Annotated in this window: 18 protein-coding genes, 1 pseudogene and 1 riboswitch; of the genes and pseudogenes, 15 read left to right on the forward strand and 4 right to left on the reverse strand. The window is 29.9% G+C overall.

The window, feature by feature from the left end; translation table 11 throughout:
- Positions 1–266: 266 nt before the first annotated feature.
- Positions 267–2282: a methionine--tRNA ligase gene (gene metG / locus J2Z42_RS04750; protein WP_209701631.1), complete on the forward strand. Its 2016-nt coding sequence runs from the start codon at positions 267–269 to the stop codon at positions 2280–2282.
- Between the two features lie 75 nt (positions 2283–2357).
- Here the strand turns inward: metG and J2Z42_RS04755 are convergent, their stop codons facing one another.
- Complete coding sequence (locus J2Z42_RS04755; RefSeq protein ID WP_209701359.1) at positions 2358–3989, reverse strand: NAD-dependent malic enzyme; 1632 nt, start codon at positions 3987–3989, stop codon at positions 2358–2360.
- A 202-nt stretch (positions 3990–4191) separates the two neighbouring features.
- Here J2Z42_RS04755 and J2Z42_RS04760 point away from each other — a divergent pair, with 202 nt between their 5' ends.
- From J2Z42_RS04760 to J2Z42_RS04800, 9 genes are all read left to right on the forward strand, one after another.
- Positions 4192–4962, forward strand: coding sequence for a TatD family hydrolase (locus J2Z42_RS04760; protein ID WP_209701362.1), 771 nt, complete (start codon positions 4192–4194; stop codon positions 4960–4962).
- A gap of 221 nt (positions 4963–5183) precedes the next feature.
- On the forward strand, positions 5184–6221 hold the full coding sequence (locus tag J2Z42_RS04765; protein ID WP_209701364.1) for a resuscitation-promoting factor: 1038 nt from the start codon (positions 5184–5186) through the stop codon (positions 6219–6221).
- A gap of 91 nt (positions 6222–6312) precedes the next feature.
- Positions 6313–6855 (forward strand): ribonuclease M5, encoded by a 543-nt coding sequence (rnmV, locus tag J2Z42_RS04770; protein WP_209701366.1) that lies wholly within the window; start codon positions 6313–6315, stop codon positions 6853–6855.
- Between the two features lies 1 nt (position 6856).
- Positions 6857–7693, forward strand: coding sequence for a 16S rRNA (adenine(1518)-N(6)/adenine(1519)-N(6))-dimethyltransferase RsmA (gene rsmA, locus J2Z42_RS04775; RefSeq protein WP_209701368.1), 837 nt, complete (start codon positions 6857–6859; stop codon positions 7691–7693).
- A 90-nt stretch (positions 7694–7783) separates the two neighbouring features.
- On the forward strand, positions 7784–9106 hold the full coding sequence (locus J2Z42_RS04780) for a hypothetical protein (protein WP_209701370.1): 1323 nt from the start codon (positions 7784–7786) through the stop codon (positions 9104–9106).
- Complete coding sequence (locus J2Z42_RS04785) at positions 9106–9690, forward strand: PsbP-related protein (RefSeq protein ID WP_209701372.1); 585 nt, start codon at positions 9106–9108, stop codon at positions 9688–9690. The genes J2Z42_RS04780 and J2Z42_RS04785 overlap by 1 nt, the downstream gene beginning before the upstream one ends.
- A 136-nt stretch (positions 9691–9826) precedes the next feature.
- Positions 9827–10666: a YhfM domain-containing protein gene (locus J2Z42_RS04790; RefSeq protein WP_439897313.1), complete on the forward strand. Its 840-nt coding sequence runs from the start codon at positions 9827–9829 to the stop codon at positions 10664–10666.
- A gap of 48 nt (positions 10667–10714) precedes the next feature.
- Positions 10715–11566, forward strand: a complete 852-nt coding sequence (locus tag J2Z42_RS04795; protein ID WP_209701374.1) for an Mrp/NBP35 family ATP-binding protein — start codon at positions 10715–10717, stop codon at positions 11564–11566.
- A 151-nt stretch (positions 11567–11717) separates the two neighbouring features.
- The gene (locus tag J2Z42_RS04800; protein WP_209701376.1) at positions 11718–11909 is read left to right on the forward strand and encodes a ferredoxin; all 192 of its coding nucleotides are present in this window, start codon (positions 11718–11720) and stop codon (positions 11907–11909) included.
- 62 nt (positions 11910–11971) lie between these two features.
- Here the strand turns inward: J2Z42_RS04800 and thiT are convergent, their stop codons facing one another.
- Positions 11972–12622, reverse strand: coding sequence for an energy-coupled thiamine transporter ThiT (thiT, locus tag J2Z42_RS04805; protein WP_209701378.1), 651 nt, complete (start codon positions 12620–12622; stop codon positions 11972–11974).
- Positions 12623–12673: 51 nt separating this feature from the next.
- Positions 12674–12770: riboswitch (TPP riboswitch) on the reverse strand.
- A 27-nt stretch (positions 12771–12797) separates the two neighbouring features.
- On the reverse strand, positions 12798–12989 hold the full coding sequence (locus J2Z42_RS04810; protein WP_209701380.1) for a hypothetical protein: 192 nt from the start codon (positions 12987–12989) through the stop codon (positions 12798–12800).
- A gap of 289 nt (positions 12990–13278) precedes the next feature.
- On the opposite strand from J2Z42_RS04810, the gene J2Z42_RS04815 reads away from it, so the two are divergent.
- From J2Z42_RS04815 to J2Z42_RS04825, 3 genes are read left to right on the forward strand one after another with little or no spacing between them, the layout of a single operon-like run.
- Complete coding sequence (locus J2Z42_RS04815; protein ID WP_209701382.1) at positions 13279–15387, forward strand: anaerobic ribonucleoside triphosphate reductase; 2109 nt, start codon at positions 13279–13281, stop codon at positions 15385–15387.
- A 42-nt stretch (positions 15388–15429) separates the two neighbouring features.
- Complete coding sequence (gene nrdG, locus J2Z42_RS04820) at positions 15430–15933, forward strand: anaerobic ribonucleoside-triphosphate reductase activating protein (protein WP_209701383.1); 504 nt, start codon at positions 15430–15432, stop codon at positions 15931–15933.
- A 26-nt stretch (positions 15934–15959) separates the two neighbouring features.
- Positions 15960–16325 (forward strand): ArsR/SmtB family transcription factor, encoded by a 366-nt coding sequence (locus tag J2Z42_RS04825; RefSeq protein WP_209701385.1) that lies wholly within the window; start codon positions 15960–15962, stop codon positions 16323–16325.
- 65 nt (positions 16326–16390) lie between these two features.
- On the opposite strand, the gene J2Z42_RS04830 is transcribed toward J2Z42_RS04825, so the two are convergent.
- Positions 16391–17023, reverse strand: a complete 633-nt coding sequence (locus J2Z42_RS04830; RefSeq protein ID WP_209701387.1) for an MBL fold metallo-hydrolase — start codon at positions 17021–17023, stop codon at positions 16391–16393.
- A gap of 401 nt (positions 17024–17424) precedes the next feature.
- Here J2Z42_RS04830 and urtA point away from each other — a divergent pair.
- Together urtA and urtB are read left to right on the forward strand one after the other, a co-directional pair.
- Positions 17425–18672 (forward strand): annotated as a pseudogene (urtA, locus tag J2Z42_RS04835) (urea ABC transporter substrate-binding protein).
- Positions 18673–18810: 138 nt separating this feature from the next.
- A complete protein-coding gene (gene urtB / locus J2Z42_RS04840) occupies positions 18811–19722 on the forward strand; it encodes an urea ABC transporter permease subunit UrtB (RefSeq protein ID WP_209701389.1) in 912 nt (303 codons plus the stop codon).
- Positions 19723–19725 lie beyond the last annotated feature (3 nt).

Consider the following 19725-nt stretch of genomic DNA (forward strand, 5'->3'; position numbering starts at 1 on the left):
AAAAAAATATATAATCTATTATATTATTAAAATGTTATGAAAGAAAGAGTAATAAATCAAATAATCTAAAGAGAATCAGTATATTGGTGAGAACTGATGATAGCATGATTTATGAAGATGGTTCTGGAACAGGTTATCTGAAGATAAATTAGGATAATACGGATTTACAGACGTTATACTGTACAGTAATTATAGTTACTTAATGAGACTTCTACTGTGAGGTGGGAGTGAAATAGAGTGGTAAAGTGTTTATTATATGCCTCTATATGGAAAAACCATATAGAGGCATTTTGAATTTTAAACATTTAAAAAATTTAGGATGCAATTATAAGAAAGGAAGAAATAAAATGAATAAGAAGACTTATTATATTACTACACCAATTTATTATCCATCAGCTAAATTACATATAGGTAATACATATACAACTGTTGCAGCAGATGCTTTAGCTAGATTTAAGAGATTAACAGGCTATGATGTCATGATGCTTACAGGAACAGATGAACATGGTCAAAAAATTCAAAGATTGGCAGAAGCCAAGGGTGTTACCCCAAAGGAATATGTAGATGAGATAGTAAGCGGAATAAAAAAACTCTGGAATATGATGAATATAAGTTATGATAGATTCATAAGGACTACAGATGATTATCATGTAAAGGCAGTCCAAAAAATATTCAAAAGATTGTATGATCAGGGAGATATATATAAGAGTGAATATGAAGGCTGGTATTGTACACCTTGTGAATCATTCTGGACTGAAACTCAACTTGTAGATGGGAATTGTCCTGACTGTGGAAGACCAGTTGAAAAAACAAAGGAGGAGGCATATTTCTTTAAAATGTCAAAATATGCTCCTAAGCTTATAAAATATATAGAAGATCATCCTGAGTTTATACAACCAGAATCAAGAAAAAATGAAATGATAAATAACTTCTTAAAACCAGGTCTTCAGGATCTATGTGTATCAAGAACTTCATTTAATTGGGGAATACCAGTAACTTTCGATACCAAGCATGTTATATACGTTTGGATAGATGCACTTGTAAATTATATAACTGCACTTGGCTATGGCAGTGATAATACAGAGGCTTTTGAAAAATATTGGCCTGCAAATGTGCACCTGGTTGGTAAGGACATATTGAGATTTCATACTATATATTGGCCTATAATGCTTATGGCACTTGGTATTCCACTTCCTAAGCAGGTATTTGGTCATGGATGGCTTTTAGTAGATGGTGGAAAGATGTCTAAATCTAAAGGTAATGTAGTAGATCCAGTTGTTTTAATTGACAATTTTGGAACAGATCCTGTAAGATATTATCTTCTTCGAGAGATACCATTTGGATCAGATGGATTATTTAATAATGAAATATTTATAAATAAGATAAATTCAGATCTTGCAAATGATCTTGGAAATCTTCTTTCAAGAACTTGTGCTATGATTGACAAGTATTTTGGTGGTGAAATACCTGAACCATCAGAAAAAGATACTATAGATAATAATCTTATAAATTTAGCACTTGATACTCCTAAAAAAGTAGAAGATAATATGAATGAACTCAGAATACCGGAAGCTTTAGATGCCATATGGAAACTTATAGGCAGGGCAAATAAGTATATAGACGAAACAACTCCATGGATTCTTGCAAAAGATGAAGCTAAAAAGGGAAGATTGGCAGCAGTACTTTATAATCTTTCAGAGGCACTTAGATTTACATCAGTACTTATATCATCATTTTTACCGGATACAAGTCATAAAATAAATGAACAATTAAATATTGATGTTACAACTTGGGAGAGCCTGTCTTCATTTAATGGAACTAAAGTAGGAAATAAGATAAATAGGGGCGAACCTATATTCCCAAGAATAGATGTTGATAAAAAAATAGAAGAGCTTAATGCACTAAAGGAGCAACAGGCTTTGAAGAATAAAAAACAAGTTCAGCCTGTAAAAGAAGAAATAACAATAGATGACTTTGATAAATTGGATTTAAGAGTTGCTAAGGTTCTTAGCTGTGAAAAAATTAAGGGCGCAAAAAAACTTCTTAAATTTAAGATCGATCTTGGAGGAGAAGAAAGACAGATAGTTTCTGGAATCGCGAAATATTATAAACCTGAAGATCTTGTAGGAAAATCTGTTATAGTGGTAGCTAATTTAAAACCTATAAAATTAAAGGGTGAGCTTTCACAGGGAATGATACTTTCCGGAGCATCTGATGATGAGAAAAAATTATTTACTGCTACTATATCAGGAGATCTTGATGCAGGCAGCATAGTGAGATAATAGTTAAATGACTAAAAAGCTGTTGAAATTTACATTCAGCTTTTTAGTCATTTTAGTTTTATAGAAAGCTAAGGTTTATTTATAGCAAGGTTCCCAAATTTCTTTTTCAACAGCTGATTTTGGATCAGAAATAGAGGAACGGTTTAAATTTTCTTTAATTGCCTGTTTTACAACTGCAGTTGCTACAAGTTTTGATGCATCTCTAAGTTTTGATACTGGAGGAAGAATAGGCGCACCTAATTTCGAAAGATCTTGAAGAGAAGCAATACCATGTGCAGCAGCGGCAAGTAATCCGTCACTAACTGTTTTTGCTTTAGCAACTGTTATACCGAATCCAAGTCCAGGATAGAGTAATGCATTATTAGCCTGACCTATATTATATGTAACACCTTTATATTCTACAGGATCAGAAGGACTTCCTGTTACAACAAGTGCCCTACCATCAGTCCATTCTATTATATCTTTTGCAGTTGCTTCACAAAGTTTTGTAGGATTTGAAATAGGCATGATAGCAGGTCTTTTATTTATTTTTGCCATATTTCTTATAGCCTGCTCTGTAAAAGCTCCATGAACTCCAGAAGTTCCAATAAGAACAGTAGGTTTAACAGCATCTATTATTTCTGCGAGATCTTTTAATGGTTTTTGAAATTCACCTTTTGACCTAGCATATTTTTTTTGTCCTTCTGTTAAATTATTCATATCTTCCGTAAGAAGACCTTCACGATCTACAAGGTAGAAATGTTTTTTAGCTTCTTCTTCTGATAGACCACTTCTTACTTTTTCCATTAATATTTGATCTGATACACCTACACCAGCGGTGCCGCCTCCAAATACTAGAACTTTATGATTCTTTACAGGTATATCAGTAACTTTAGCTATGGCATTCATGGCAGATACCATCATTACTCCAGTTCCTTGTATATCATCGTTGAAGGTACATATTTTTGATCTGTATTTTTCAAGAATATTTCTTGCATTTCCACGACCAAAATCCTCCCAGTGCATAAGTACCTCAGGAAACATATCAATAGAAATATTTACAAATTTATCTATGAAGTCATAGTATTTTTCACCTGTAATTCTCTTATGCTTGTTTCCTATGTATAATGGATCATTTAGAAGTTTTTCATTATTTGTTCCAGCATCTATTACTACGGGAAGGACATTTTTAGGATTAACTCCAGCAGCAACAGTATATACTGCAAGTTTTCCAACAGATATGTCAACTCCTTGAATTCCCCAGTCACCTATTCCAAGAACACCTTCACCGTCTGTTACAACTATAAGTTTAATTTCATCAAGATCCTTCAATTCTGTTTCAATAGATTGTTTTATATTTTCAGGATGATCTACTGAAAGAAAAACGGCATCTTTTGGAGTATCATAATTTTTTGAATAGTTTATTACTGCATCACCTATAGTAGGTGTATAAATAATAGGAAGAAATTCAGTAACGTGTTTTCCTACAGTATAATAAAATAAAGTACGGTTTGTGTCATATATATTCATTAAAAAAAGATGCTTTTCAAGATTATCTGTAAAACATTTAGTTCTTTCATATGCTATCTTCTCCTGTTCCTCTATTGTTCTTATTGCACAAGGTAGGAGGCCTGTAAGATTATATTTTTCCCTTTCTTCTTTTGTAAAAGCAGTTCCCTTATTAAGAAAAGGATTCCTGAGTAATTCTTGCCCCTTTAAATTAGTCATTTGTAAAACACTCCTTTTGAATAGTTATTGTTTTTAGTCGCAATTTTCCTGATTTTATATTCATATGATATCATTAAAAGATTTATATTAGAAGTATCATTTATAGTGTAATGAAAAAAATATGTATAAAATTAAATTTACCTTGTTTACTGTATTGATGTAATAATATAAAATGTATGTAATAAATGAAGGGAGACTTTATATGGAATTTAATATATTTGATGCACATGCTCATTATGATGATGAAGAATTTAATGGAGATAGAGAGATAGTAATAAAAGAAATGCAGGAGAATGGAATTGTAGGAGTTTTAAATTGTGGTGCATCAATAGAGGGATCAAGAGCGTCCACAAAACTTGCTGACAAATATGATATGTTTTATGCAGCTGTAGGGATACACCCTGAATATGCAGATAAATTTTCAGATGAGATATTAAGCGAACTTGAAGAACTATGTAAAAATCCAAAAGTTAAAGCAATTGGAGAAATCGGACTCGATTATTATTATGAAGAAAATCCACCTAAAGATATTCAAAAGAAAGTTTTTATAGATCAAATGAAACTTGCAGAAAAATTAAATCTTCCTGTAATAATACATGACAGAGAAGCTCATAAGGATACCCTGGATATAATTAAAAAGTTTAAAAATGTAAGGGGAGAGATTCATTGTTTTTCAGGAAGTGTTGAATTTGCAAAAGAGTGTATTAAACTCGGGTACTACATAGGGTTTACGGGAGTTGTTACTTTCAAAAATGCAAAGAAGGTAGTTGAAGTGGCAAAACAAGTACCATTAGATAAAATTTTAGTAGAAACTGATTGCCCATATATGGCTCCAACTCCTTTTAGAGGTAAAAGAAACAGATCTGAATATATAGAATTTATTATAAAAAAAATAGCGGAAATAAGGAATATGGATAGTAAAGAATTAAGTAAGGCGACTATTTTAAATGAAAAAAGCTTGCTTAGTCTATAAAAAAGGTGTAAAATTGAAATAAAGTATAAATTTAACTATAAATTATAAATAATATATCCGAAAAGACTGTTAGAAAATTAATACTGGAATTATAAATATTTTACTATAGTTCTATGCATAGAATGCATTTAACAGTTTAAAGTTGGAGTGGCTGCTTTATTATAAATAGATTTTTAATTTATGATATTTGAGATCGCTCTTACCCGTAGGAGGTATTTTTTATGGTGAAAAAGTTAAAGACATACGTAAATAAATATTTTTCCGATGGACCTAAAACAGCAGCAATTATCGTATCAGTATCAATTATAATTTTAATTATGGTTATTTTTAGTATAAGAAAAACTGTGACAATTTCAGTAGATGGTAAATATAAAAATATAACTACATTTAGCAATACCTATGGAAATATATTAAGCAGTAATGGAATTAAAATAGGACCTAAGGATAAAGTAAGCCCTAGTTTAAATAGTAAAGTTCATAATAATGCAAAATTAATAATAAAAAGGGCATTAAAAGTAGAAGTTGATGTCGATGGAAAAAAATTAAGCATAAATTCTCCAGAAAATAATATTTGTGATATGTTAAAGGCAGAGAAAATCAAATTAAATAGTCTGGATAAAGTGGTTCCATACAAATACTCGAAATTGAAAAAAGGATTGAAAATAATTATAACTAGGGTGGAAAGTAAAGACATAAAATCGAGTAGCCAAATACAATATGAAACAGTAGTTAAAGATGATGAAAGTATTCAACAAGGAAGTAACAGAGTTATACAAGAGGGACAAAATGGAAAAAAAGAAACTGTGACTAGAATTATGTATGAAAATGGTAAAGAAGTTTCAAGAAAAGTTATAAGTGAAGTGATTAAGAAACAGCCTGTTCAAAAAGTAATTGCTATGGGTGAAATACCTGATTACAGTCCGTCTAGAGGAGGAAATTTTTCTGTTGTTAGATCATTAAATATGAAATCTACTGCGTATAGTGCAGATTATGAAAGTACGGGCAAAGAGCCTGGAGATACGGACTTTGGTATTACAGCTACAGGTACTGTAGCGAAAAGGGGAACTTGCAGCTCTGTTGCAGTTGATCCTAGAGTTATACCGCTTGGAACAAAGTTATATGTAGAAGGATATGGGTATGCTATAGCGGAAGATACTGGTGGTGCAATTAAAGGAAATAGAATAGACTTGTTTTTTAATAGTAATTCAGAAGCAAATGACTGGGGAGTAAAATTGGTTAATGTATATGTAATTAATTAGGAGTAAAGACTCCTATTTTTTTTGTTTAAATATCTTGAAAGTATAGGTATAATATTTTTAGGATAAATTTTTAAATAATAGTGGAGGTTATATGATTAAAGAGATAATTGTAGTTGAAGGAAGAGATGATGTAACTGCCGTAAAAAAAGCAGTTGATGCAGAACTTATAGCTGTAGGCGGTTTTGGAATAAATAAGAAAGTTATAGACAAAATAAAAGAAGCACAAAAGAGACAAGGAGTTATAGTTCTTACAGATCCTGATTTTGCAGGAGAAAAAATTAGAAGAATAATCTCAAAAAGGGTGAAAAATATAAAACATGCTTATATATCTCAAGAAGATGGTACAAAAGATGGAGATATAGGTGTAGAAAACGCTTCTCCTGAAGTTATAATAAGAGCACTTGAAAATGCAAAATTTGAAGAAAAGGAAAAAAGACAGGAATTCAATGTAAATGATATGTTCTTTTTCAAACTTACAGGGGATGACGATTCGAAAGAGAGAAGAGATAAATTGGGAAAAGAACTTGGTATCGGATATGCAAACACATCCCAATTTTTAAAAAGACTAAATAATTATGGAATTACAAAAGAGGAGTTTAAAAAAGCAATTATAAAAATAAATAAGGAGATATAACATGGACAAATTTTCCATAAGGGATATTGTAAATAAATATGGATTTAGATTTTCAAAAAAATTAGGACAAAATTTTTTAATAGATGATTCTGTGCTGGAAGACATATTAGACAGTTCAAATGTATCAAATAAAGATTTAATAATAGAGATAGGCCCTGGTGTTGGAACACTTACAAGGGAACTTTTAAAGAGAGCTGAAGTTGTTTATGCAGTAGAACTAGATTTAAATTTAATTCCTATTTTACAGGAAGAATTAAAGGATTTTTCTAATTTTAAGCTAATACATGGAGATGCCTTAAAGGTAGATTTTAATGAAATAATAGGTGATAGAGACAATGTAAAGTTTGTAGCTAATTTACCTTACTATGTTACTACACCTATAATATCAAGAATTTTAAATGAAAATTATAACTTTAAATCATTAACCATAATGATACAAAAAGAGGTAGGGGAAAGAATAGCTTCTGATCCAGGATGTAAAGAATATGGTGCTCTGTCTATACTTGTACAATATTATTGCAATGTACATATAGTTAGAAGAGTTAGTCCATCTTCGTTTATTCCAAGCCCAAAAGTTGATTCCATAGTAATAAACATGGAAAAACTTAATGAACCTAGAGTTAAGGTTAAAGATAAAAACTTATTTTTTAAAATTGTTAGATTTTCTTTTAATATGAGAAGAAAGACTTTGTGGAATGCATTAAAATCTTTAAAAATGTCTAAAACTGATATGGAACTGGCTTTTGAAAAATCAAATATTGATCCTAAGAGAAGAGGGGAGACTCTTTCTATAAAAGAATTTGGAAAATTATCTGATTGCATATATGAATTATTATAATTAATAATATTAAATAGTAAAGTAATTGTTCACTTTTTGAAAGTTACCTCATATATTATAATGAATAAAATATATGGAGGTATGGAAAAATTGGCACAGAAAAAGAGTTATAGTAGATACTTTATAATATTGCAGGAAGATGAAAAGGGATACTCTTTAGCTTCAGACAAGATAGCCTCAGGATATGCTAAATTGGAAACTAAAAATGACAAGTGCAAGATATCTTACTATGTACAGAATTTAAAAAAAGACAAGACACCGTATTACATGATACTTATATGCAATAAAAAAGATGTTAAGAAGATAGTTAATATTGGTGAAATGAACATAGATGATTATGGCAGGGCAGATGTGAGCTATGAGTATCCCGTAAATAATGTATGTGATACCGGAATACCTATGGATAGAATATCAGGTGCTGCTATTGTTAGAATTTTAGATAACAATATAATAGCTGTGATGAGTGGATTTGCGAGCATGGAAATACCGGACTGGAAGTCATTTGAGATTATAAATTATAAAAGAAAAAAAGTTGATATTTCAGAAAATGAGAATGAAAAATTTGAAGCAAATAGCAAGAATGATAAAAAGGATAAAAAAGTTAAATTTAAGGAGTCTGATGAATCAGAAAATAAAAGCATATTTGATAAGTACGAGCAGACTATAGAGATGGAAAAAAAGACAGCTCAAATATCAAAAGAAAAATATGCTGAAGATAAAGTTGAGGATAATAATGAAAAAAATAACATTTTAAATGAGGAACATAGTGTAGAAAACAATATAAAAGATAATATAGGGAATAATGTACAGAAAAAGGAAGAGGAAAAGAAAGAGATAAAAGAAGAAGTTGATAATAAAATTGAGTCTGAACTAAATAGAATTAAGACTGACAGCAGTGATCAAGAAAAAAACAAACAAAACAAGGAAGATGTAAAACAAAATAAAGAAGATATATATATAGATAGCTCTTCTGTAAAGTTAGATGAAAATTATAGGACACAAAATGATGATTTAAAAGATGATTTTTTCAAGTCACTTGTACAGGAGTTTAATGAAATACCAAATTTAAATAGTGAATTAAAAAGATGCAAGTGGTACGAAGTGCCTGTAGAAAATATGAAAAATGTAGATAACTCAAATAAATACAGATTCATTTATTATCCTATGTCACCATATTACAACTATATAGGTAAATATAAACATTTTTTAATTGGATACAAATATGACAAAAATGAAAATGTAAAATATATGATTTATGGTATACCAGGAGAAAAAAGTAAAGAAGCCCAGCCATATGGAGGAAGATCAGGCTTTGTAACATGGATTTCAGGAAAAGATAAGAATGAACTTGGATACTGGCTGATGTTTTATGATTTTAGAACTGGCATTATTCAAATACCGGTTAAAAAATGATGAAGATAATAACAATAAATAAAAAAAAACTAGGTATTACAATAATTCTAGTGGGACTCATGATTGTGCTTCTAGGATTTGAAAAAGGATTTGAAAACAGATTGAAATTTGCATCATTGATTCAGAATAATATAAATTCACTATCACAATATAGTGAGCTTAATGGCAAGATAAAATATAAACTTCCATCATCCTGGAAAGTTAAGAAACAGGGAACATTTGGCGATGAGATAGTTTGCCATACTGATTTTAAAAGCAATGATGACAAAATAAATGGATTTTTTGAAGTGTGGAATTTTAAAGGTGATTTGAGAACATTTTTAGAAAATAGTAAGGTAATATCTGATAAACAAAATCTTTATAAGAAATATTCTTTAAGGGATATAAGTTATGGTGATAAAACAGGATATTTATTGGAGTATACCATGACAAAAGCAGTTGGAAATGATTATATGGGTGAAGAATATTTCATAAAGAATGGAAATCAATTCTACAGGTTTTCATTTTTTATGAAGGAAGAAGATTTTAAGGAAAATATGCCGACTATGTTTAAAACTATAGTTAATACTTTAAAATATAATTAATATAGTGAATTCCTTTCAATTTATAACTGAAAGGAAATTTTTTTATAGGGAAATATGTTATAATAGTGAATAGAATTTTTTATATTGGAAAGGAGTGACTCCCTGCTGTAGTTTATTATTGGCGGGAAGCATTTTAATGATGAAGCATATAAATAAAAAGTCACTTTTTATAATAGTTATTTTACTGTTTTGCGTTTTTATACCAGGTTGTAGTACTTTAAACAATTTACAGGTAAAGGTTGGACTTAAAAATTCAGATTTTGAGTATATAAATCAGGGTAAAGTTAAGAGCATAACAATTCAAAGCACCAGAGATCAGGGTTTTAGATTTGTAGTTACTGATCAAAAAGCAATTACTGAATTATATGACATATTGTCTTCTGCAAAAAAAGCAAAACAGAAATCTAACTTAAAACCTGACTATATTTTTGAAATAGATGAAACTAATAATAAAGTACTTAAGTTTAATTATATAGTGGGATTAGATAAAAAGAATTATGGGAATTTATATAACAACAATAATGTTTATATAGTATCTAACAGAATAGACAATGATATAATAACTAATTTTTGGAATATAAGAACTCCACCGAATGATTTTAAGAGCATATATTATGGATCTGTAAAAGATGCTTTAAATGAGTACTTTAAAAATAAGGATAAAAATAAAACTATAGGAATAAATTTTGATGATGATGTTGATGCTGCAAGGTTTATATTATCAACTGAACTTGATGAATTTACGTCAGATATTAAAAGTGAATTTAAAAATTCAAGTATAGTAAATCAAGATAAAGATAAATATGATATTTTAGTTACTGTTAAAACGGAAGGATATAAATCTACTCTTTATAAATTAACAGTAACATTTTGGGATAAATCTCAGCAGAATGAAAAAAAATATTATATAATAAACAGTTATAAAAATACAAGATGGGATACAACTATATCAGAAAACAAACCTGATACTTTTTAGATAGTGTGTTTACAAAAGATTTAACAATTAAGAAAGGAAGTAATTAAGATGAGTAATTGCAGTACCTGTCCAAGTAATTCAAAGTGTAGTTCAGAGGATAAAGATAAATGTTCAAAATTAATCCCTAAATTTGGTAAGATAAAGCATATAATAGGTGTTATGAGCGGAAAAGGTGGAGTTGGTAAGTCTACTATTACCGGTGCACTTGCAATAAAATTAAAACATAAAGGTTATAAAGTTGGAGTTTTAGATGGTGACATAACAGGACCATCTATGCCTAGATTTTTTGGAATAAATGAAAAAAGAGCAAAAATAACTCAACTGGATGAAGAACAAAATATAAAATTTTCTCCTGTAAATACAGATATGAGAATAGAGGTAATTTCATTAAATCTTTTAACTGAAAAGGAAGAACAGCCAGTTATATGGAGAGGACCTGTAATTACTGGAGTACTTACTCAGATGTATTCTGATACAGAATGGGGAGATTTGGATTATCTTTTGATAGATATGCCTCCAGGAACTGGTGATGTAGCACTTACTATAATGCAGGATGTACCATTAGATGGAATTGTGATAGTTTCTACACCTCAGGATATGGTATCTATGATAGTTAAAAAAGTGGTTATAATGGCTGAAAAAATGAATATAAACATAATTGGAGCTGTGGAAAATCTTTCTTATGTAAAATGTGAAAATTGCGATGAAAAAATAAGGCTTTTTAGTAAAAAATCTGCAAAAGAGCAGGCTACATATCTCGGACTTCCTTTGCTTGCTGAAACACCGATGGATTTAGAACTTGTAGATAATATGGAAGATGGTAAAGTAGAAGATTATATATCTAAATCAGAGCAATATGATACTTTGGTTGACAATTTTATGGAAAGAATGAATAAATAAAAAATTTTTAATAAACGAATATTAACTTCTTAATTGGCAAACAATTATATTAATCATAGGATAAACTATGTTTTAATTAAAAATAATTTGTCAGAAAAGAGGTGAGATGCCGGCTATTTAAACGTAAAAGTTACAATAGCGGCAAATATTTATGAATGCAATAGTTAACAAAGATACATGTATAAGCTGTGGATTATGTGAGAGCATATGTCCTGAAGTGTTTACTATTGAAGAAGATGGAAAAGCTGGAGTTTTGGTAGATGAAGTTCCAGAAACGTTGGAAGATGATTCAGTAGAAGCTAGAGATAGCTGCCCTGTAGATGCTATATCCATAGAGAATTAGTTTTTATTTTAAATATAAAAACTGTGCAGACCTTAAAGTTTGTACAGTTTTTTATATACCAATTATTTAAGTGTATTACCGGCATTTTGTCCGATATTTTTATTTAAAATATGTTCTAAATTCTTGATAGGAAGTACGCTTATTATAACTAAGCATATAATACCTTCAAGAAGCATGAAACTACCGTTTAAAAATAATGAATAAACTACAGGAGACATACCTTTTGGTGCAAAGCTTCCAAAGAATAAAACACCCGATATAAAGTGACAGATAAACCGGCCCAATATTGCTATGGTTGTACCAATCAGTTTACGGTTTTTAAAATAACCGGCAAGTCCGAGCGCCATAAAAGGAAGTGGATAATCAAATAAAACTTGAACTGGTTGTAATATATATGGATCAAGTATTAAAGTTATAATTCCATATAAAAATCCTGTAAGATAACCTATCTCTGGACCGTATAGAAAGGCCATGAGAAGTATAGGTACCATACTTCCAAGTGTTACACTTCCGCCTTGTGGAAGATGATAAATCTTGAATATTTTTAGTATTGTAGCAAGAGCTAGTGCTATACCTATTTGTGTAATAAGGTGAGTGTTGAATTTGATCTTTTTTATTTTAGCAATAAATAAAATAAATATTACCAGAGCTATAAGTGCAAAAATAGAACTTGGATGAGCACTTATTTCTATAAAATTTTTTGACAATGACATTAAAATACCTCCCTTGTGCTTTTTGAGGTACCTGAAAAAGAAAAGACTATATGAAAAGATATTTAGCTTCCCTACGCTGGTATTATCCAGATCAGGTAAAGGGTTAATGGTTATTTCTCAGCTTTAAAAAGCACCCCTAGCACAAATATTATTATAGTATATAACTGTGATTAATTCAACAAATTGGAGGAATTGAAATGTTTGCAGAATTTTTCCCAGCAAACTTAATTTGGAGTGGCTCTATATTTACTCTGTTACAAATTTTATAATTGTATGGAAAGTAAGATATTGAGGTATTTAAAGTAGAATCATCACATAAAATCATAGAGGTATCTATAAAGTTTGCATCTGTTATTTTGTCAATCATTTTGATCACTCCTAAAAATTTATTCCATTTATATTTTGGATTTTTAGTTGTATAATATTTAAGCGTGCTTAAATTGGTATACAATTATTTTGCCATTTAAATATAAAATTATTCTATATAATAAATTTTATATTTACTATAAAAATGGAAAAATTAAAGCAAACTGGATTAAAATTATGATGGTGTAATTAGTAGTCATGAATTGGTTGAAAATCAAAATTGATTTTTGAAAAATTACATAGTATAATTTCAAAAGTACACTATATATTGTGGAACGGAGGAATAATATATGCTATATGTTGTAAAAAGAGATGGTAGAAGGGTTGAGTTTGATTCTATTAAAATAGCTAATGCTATAAAAGGGGCATCAGATGAAATAGCCTATGATTTAAAAGAAAGTGAAATTATTGATCTGACTCAAAAAGTTATAAAGAGTATAGAAAATTTAAATTTACAAGAAATGAATGTAGAAGATATACAGAATAAAGTTGAAGAAATACTTATGAAGAGGGGTTATGTTAAAGTCGGGTTGGCTTATTCTAGTTATAGAAGAGATAGAAATGAAATAAGAGAAATAAAATCTGATCTTATGAAGGCCATTGATAAAATAGGAATTCAAACTGATAGGGATAATGCTAATGTTGGAAACAATTTTAGTGCAAAACTTTTAAGAATAGCAAGTGAATCCAACAAGTGGCATAATTTAGCTACTATGCCTAAATATTTAGCAAAAGCTCATGAAAATGGAGATATATACTATCATGACCTTGATTCATATAACTTAACTATAAATTGTCTTCATATACCAACTAAGGAAGTGCTTCTGAAAGGATTTAATACAGGATATGGGAATATAAGAACACCAAAGAGAATAGAATCTGCGGCGGAACTTTCCTGTATACTTCTTCAATCATCACAAAATGATATGTTTGGAGGACAGTCGCATCCTGATTTTGACAATGATATGGCTGTCTTTGTAAAACCTACTAAAGATGAAATAATAAAAAATTTAAAAGAATTGAATCTGGAAGAAAACAGAATAGAAGAATTATCAGAAAAAAAACTAAGAAGAAGTGTAGAACAGGCTATGCAGGGAATGATTTATAATTTGAATACAATGCATTCAAGAGCAGGTTCACAGGTACCATTCAGTTCTATTAATATTGGTATGCCAAGATCAAAGGAAGCAGCTTTGATATGTGAAATATTCTTAACTGAGTATGAAAAAGGACTTGGACATGGAGAGCAGCCAATATTCCCTAACATAATATTCAGGGTTAAAGATGGAGTTAATAAAAAACAGGGAGATCCTTATTATTACTTATTCAGAATAGCTTGTAGAGTAGCTGCAAAAAGAATGAATCCAACATTTATGAATATAGATGCAGATTTTAACAAATTTTATTATGATAAAGGTATAGTGCCTGCAACAATGGGATGTAGAACTTATATATGTTCTAATGTAAATGGTGAAGCGGGAACCAAGGGAAGAGGAAATATAGCCCCTACAACTATTAATTTGCCTCGAATTGGAATAATGGCAAAAAAAGATATAAATAGATTTTTTAAACTTTTAGAAGATAGATTAGATCTTGCCAGAGAATCTTTAATGCATAGATACAGCATATTAAAAAAATTAAAAATTAAAGATTTGCCGTTTATTGCAGGTCAGCATCTTATGAAAGGTGCTGAAAATTTAAATGATAATGATTCAATAGAACCAATATTGAAGCAGGGGACATGGGCAATAGGATTTATAGGACTTGCAGAAACACTTGTAGCACTTACTGGAAAACATCATGGAGAGAGTGAAGAAGCAAGAGAACTTGGAGTGAAAATCATATCTTATATTAGAAAGTATACAGACAAGCTAACGGAAGAAACACATTTGAATTGGAGTTGTTATGCTACTCCGGCAGAAGGATTAAGTGGTAAGTTTATAGTTAAAGATAAGAAAATATTCGGAGAAATAAAAGGAGTAACAGATAAAGACTACTATACTAATTCTTATCATGTACCAGTAAGTTTTCCGATATCGATAAAAGATAAAATTGATATTGAAGCGCCTTACCATAAATTATGCAACGGTGGACATATAAGCTACATAGAATTGGATGATTATCCATCAGAGGATACGGTTTATGATATAATAAATTATGCTTATTGTAATACCAATATAAGTTATATAGGGATAAATTTTCATATAAGATATTGTAGGAAATGTGGAACTTATCTTCATGGTGAAGATACTTGTCCTAAATGTGGAAGTAGCAATATTCAAGGAATTTCAAGAGTTACGGGATATCTTTCACTTGATGAAAGATTTGGAGAAGGCAAGGTCGCAGAAAGAAAAGACAGGATATCACAGAGTACAGGAATGAAGATATATAAAAATTAGTTCCATGGTTTGAATTGTAAATGAATAAAGGTAGGATAGATTATGGAGAACAAAAAAGTTAGATTAGCTGGTATAGCATATGAAAGTTTGGTGAACGGTCCTGGACTTAGAAGGGTATTTTTTGCCCAGGGATGTGGGCACAATTGCAAAGGTTGTTTTAATCCATCCACACATGATTTTAATGGTGGAGAATTAAGAGATATAGATGATTTAGTTAATGATATAAAAGTAAATCCTATGATAAAGGGTGTTACTTTTTCTGGAGGGGATCCGTTTTATCAGGCAGAGGCATTTTTATATATGGCAGACAAGATTAAAAGTTTAAACTTAAATATTTGGTGCTATACAGGATATAAAATTGAGTATATACTAGATAATGGACTTGGAAAATCAGCAATCTCTCTACTTAGAAACATAGATGTACTTGTAGATGGCAAGTTTATGGAAGATAAAAAAGATGATAAGCTCAAGTTTAGGGGATCCAGTAATCAGAGAATTATAGATGTTAAAAAGACTATTAAATTAAATAATATAGTATTATTATAATTAATTTGCTGTAGGGAAGTGATATTATGAGCAATAGTTCAGATATTGATATTAATTCTTATAATGAAACCCATAAGGAGTCTATAAATTGTATTAAAGAAAGTATGCTGGATGAGGAAACATTTTTTAAGCTTTCTTCTCTTTTTAAAGTATTGGGAGATTATACAAGAATAAAACTTATATATGCCCTGTTTAAAAATGAACTATGCGTTTATGATATTGCAGAAGTACTTAATATGAGCCAATCTGCTATATCACACCAACTGAGCATATTAAAGTCAGCGAGGCTTGTTAAGTTCAGAAAAGAAGGGAAACAAGTTTATTATTCTTTAGATGATGAACATATAAATAGGCTTTTCAATGCTGGATTGGAACATGTGGAACATAATTAACAATAAATAGGTTTTGGAAAATTTGGATAAAGTCCACCTGCAATATATTTATGCAGGTGGATTTTCTATTTGTAATTCAGTATTTCAACTTTATTTGAAGTATTTAATTTATCATTAAAAGTTATATTGTTTTTATACACTCTTTCTCCATTTTTCATATATTTTAGAAACATATCTAATCCATCTAAATGAAAAGATAAATTTTCAGTTTGGTAGTGCATTGGAATTATCATATGTGGATTTATACATTTTGATATTTTTGCAGCTTCTTTCCCATCTATAGTAAAATTACCTCCAACAGGAATAAACAGTATATCAATTTTACCTATCTTTTTTATTTCATCTTCTGACAATACATAACCAAGATCACCAAGGTGGCAAACTCTATAGCCATCTATTTCTAGTATAAAAATAATATTTTTACCTCTTTTAGCTCCTTTTACCTTATCATGGTAAGAAGGAATTCCTGTGATTTTAATGTTTTTAAAGTTAAAGTCACCAGGTTTATCTATTATGTTTGAACAGTTTACTTTTTCTGTATAGTCATGATCGAAATGATGATGGCTTATGGTTAATATATCTACAGTACCTTCAAATATTTTATATCCTGTCGTATCATCAAAGGGATCTGTCAAGACTTTTGTTTTGTTTGAGTCTTCTAATATAAAGCTTGAATGTCCAAGCCATGTTATTTTCATAATATCACTCCATAAATATATATTTATTTTGAACCTATGGTACTACAAAATTAAGTGAAAGTAAATGTATAATATAAAATTCATTATTTTAGAATAAAAGTATATCGATTATAAATATGTCTTTCAATAATGTTTTGATAATATGATAATAAAAATTCAATTTAAATATTAAATTATTAAAATATAGTTGACAATATTAAAAATAGATATATAATATTAAATATAAATTTGCAAATTATAAATAAACAAATCTTATGAGTTTTCCAAAATTGCAGGCAATTAGAAAAAATTATTTCAAAGTTTATAAGATACATTATTTTAGATAAAGCTGTATTTCATATAGGTAGGTAATTGTTAAGTTTGCAAGATAATTATTGTAATAAATATGAGGGGGACAAAACATGAAAAAGAAAAAATTTGGTAGAAGAATAGTTCTAAAAACTATATGTGCTTTAGCAGGGACTATACTTACAGCGTCTTTAATTTCAGGATGCCATAGTATAGGATCAACTGCAAGTGATAGTAGTAATGATAAAGGTCCAATAAAAGTAGGTGTTTTACATTCCTTAAGTGGGACTATGGCAATAAGTGAAGTTTCAGTAAAAAATTCTGAAATAATGGCAATAAATGAGATAAATGCTAAAGGTGGAGTAATGGGGAGAAAATTACAACCAGTAATAGAAGATGGTGCATCAGACCCTACAACATTTGCTGAAAAAGCAAAAAAACTTCTACAGAAAGATAAAGTTGCAACTATATTTGGAGGATGAACATCTGCTAGTAGAAAAGCAATGCTGCCAATAGTAGAACAGAACAATGGCCTTTTATGGTATCCAGTTCAATACGAAGGTATGGAGTCATCACCAAACATATTTTATATGGGATCTGCGCCAAATCAGCAGATTGTTCCGGCAGTAGATTGGCTTCTTAAAAATAAAGGAAAGAAAATGTTCCTTGTAGGTTCAGATTATGTATTTCCAAGGACAGCTAACAAAATAATAAAGGCTCAGCTTAAAGCTGAAGGTGGACAGGTTGTTGGAGAAGAGTATACTCCAATGGGATATACAGATTATAGTACTATTATAAATAAGATAAAGGCATCAAAACCTGATGAAATATTTAATACACTAAATGGAGACAGTAATGTTGCTTTTTTTAAACAACTTAAAAGTGCAGGGATAACAGCACAACAGATACCTGTTTTATCGGTAAGTATTGCAGAAGAAGAAGTAAAAGGGATAGGAGCTGACAATATGAAAGGTCAGTACGTATCTTGGAACTACTATCAAACTACAGATACTCAGCAGAATAAGAAATTTGTAGCAGATTATAAAGCTAAATATGGTAATGATAAAGTAACAGATGATCCAATAGAAGCGGGATACAATGCAGTATATTTGTGGGCAAAGGCTGTAGAAAAAGCTAAATCTACAGATGTAGATAAAGTAAAAACAGCCGCAAAGGGCTTGGAATTTGATGCTCCTGAAGGTAAAGTTAAGATAAATGGTGATAACCAACATTTATGGAAAATAGTAAGAATAGGTCAAGTACAGGATAATGGTTTAATAAATGAAGTTTGGAGTTCAGGAAAAACTATTTCACCAGATCCTTATCTTAAAACTTATAAATGGGCAAAGGGTTTAAATTAATAGGCCTACAAATTTTTACAAATTGATAAAAATTAAATGTTAGATTTAAGGCTATCTTGATTGAAATTTTATATTAACAAGTTAATATAATACTTTTGAGATAGCCTATATTTAATATTGTTTCGGAGATGATTGATTTTGAGTACTATTATATTGCAAATATTTAATGGATTTAGTGTAGGATCTATTTTACTATTGATAGGTCTCGGATTATCGATAACATTTGGTCTTATGAAAATAATAAATATGGCTCATGGCGAACTTATAATGATTGGAGCATATTCTACGTATATGGTTCAGATATTATTTAAAAATTTAGCAGGTGGGAAATTTTTTAGTCTATATTTTATATTGGCACTTCCTATTTCATTTTTAATCGCAATGGCATTTGGAATTTTAATAGAAGGAATTGTAATAAAACATCTTTATGGAAGGCCAGCTGATAGCTTGCTTGCAACATGGGGGATAAGTATAATTCTTCAGCAACTTGCAAGAAGTATATTTGGTGCTCCAAATGTAGATGTTCAAAGTCCTCAATGGCTTAAAGGAAATATAAAATTAGGAGGAATTGCATTTCCGTATTCACGTTTATTTATAATTTTTATAGCTGGGATATGTATTGTATGCGTATATTTATATTTATATAAAACTAGAACAGGAAGAAATATAAGGGCTGTAATGCAAAATAGAAATATGGCATCCTGTCTTGGAATTCCAACTAGAAAAATAGATGCGTATACTTTTGCACTTGGTTCAGGACTTGCAGGAATAGCAGGTTGTGCATTAACCTTGATAGGACCTATAGGACCATCTATAGGAACGGGATATATAGTCGATGCATTTATGGTTGTTGTATTAGGTGGAGTTGGAAGGCTTGTAGGAGCAGTAGCTGGTGGACTTGTTATGGGAATGTTTAGTACATGGTCTGAATTTTTAATTGGGACATCTTTGGGAAGAGGAGTGGTTTTTTTACTTATAATAATATTTCTTCAATGGAAGAGTAAAGGTATGTTCCCTATCAGCACAAGAGCTTTGGACGAAGAAGTTTAAGGG

The sequence above is a fragment of the Clostridium algifaecis genome (assembly GCF_017874415.1).
GTDB classification, from domain to species: Bacteria; Bacillota; Clostridia; order Clostridiales; family Clostridiaceae; genus Clostridium_B; species Clostridium_B algifaecis.